The organism is Amaricoccus sp. W119 (genome assembly GCF_047275745.1).
Taxonomy (GTDB): domain Bacteria; phylum Pseudomonadota; class Alphaproteobacteria; order Rhodobacterales; family Rhodobacteraceae; genus Amaricoccus.
Map to the genome: position 1 here is coordinate 1 of NZ_JBKQWU010000176.1, position 1,157 is coordinate 1,157.

Genomic DNA, 1,157 nt, shown 5'->3' on the forward strand with positions numbered 1-1,157 from the left:
ACATCTCTCCAGATCCCGTAGCCAAAACGGGACCTGGTGGGTCGAGGAGGAGTTGAACCTCCGACCTCACGCTTATCAGGCGTGCGCTCTAACCACCTGAGCTACCGACCCAATCTCCCGCGACCTAACGATCACGAAAGAGCACAAGCCGATCACTACCTGTAGGCATAGACCAGCGCGTAGGCCCCGAGACTGCTCATACCGCTCGCCTGGATGGTTCTCACCCAGGCAGCCTCCACGGAGCCAAGCACCGGGAACTTCCTGAGATAGTTGTGCGCATAGAACCGATCCACCTTAACGTCGGAATAGCCCACGGATTCGATCTGGGATCGAATCCGATCAGTGGTCCCGGCACACCAGGAGTAGTAGGCGGGAAACTTGCGATTGCGAGTGACCCGGAGGGGCTCGAGCGTGGAAAGCATCGCTTTCGAAACTCCCTCGGGGATCCAACGGTTTATCACAAAGGGCAGACTGTAGAGCGTCGGAAAGAGATGGAACGCAACTCCACCCGGCTTCAGCAGTCTACGCACATTCCTGTGCATTTCCTCACCGTTTCGTACGTGCTCCGCGACGAACTGCGAGAAGATCACGTCGAAACTGCCGTCGAGACTTTCCACCGGATCGCAGATGTCGAAACACGCGGTCCTGTAGTCACTCGGCGCCTCGTCGAGCTCATCCTGACTGATGTCGTTGATCGTGTAGCTGCCAAGATTCACCGGCCACTCGCCCGGTTTGAACATTGGCCTCGCGCCACCGCCGATCTCCAGAATATCCGGAGCGTCGTAGCACGCGCACAATTCGTGAATGATGCGACGGAACTCGATCCTGAGGTCCGCGGGTTCCTGCGCCATGATCGCCACCCCAAAATCCGCGTCGAAAGCAAGCACGCCGGCTCTGAAATTCCAGCCAACAGCCCGCCGTCCTGGACGCACCATCAATCCCCAAAACTCCCCAGTGAAATCCTACACCGGCGGGACCGATCGTGCACAGGTTTCTCGCATCGTGCACCTTCTTTCGGTGATGGTACGGCGCCTGGCTTGCAGATGAAGGGATATGAGGGCGGTTTGGTTTCTGTGTGCCTCGTTTATGGGCTGATCCTGAGTGGATTTGCCCTGAGGCTGCTAAGTGTCTCATGAGGGACCGGCGGGATGCGCGGT

Annotated in this window: 1 protein-coding gene and 1 tRNA gene; both read right to left on the bottom strand. The window is 58.2% G+C overall.

The features are described 5' to 3' along the window. Positions 1–34: 34 nt before the first annotated feature. Positions 35–111 (bottom strand) — tRNA-Ile (locus ACLJK8_RS22790). A 44-nt stretch (positions 112–155) separates the two neighbouring features. Then, the gene (locus ACLJK8_RS22795) at positions 156–935 is read right to left on the bottom strand and encodes a class I SAM-dependent methyltransferase (protein ID WP_413152686.1); all 780 of its coding nucleotides are present in this window, start codon (positions 933–935) and stop codon (positions 156–158) included. Positions 936–1,157: the final 222 nt, after the last annotated feature.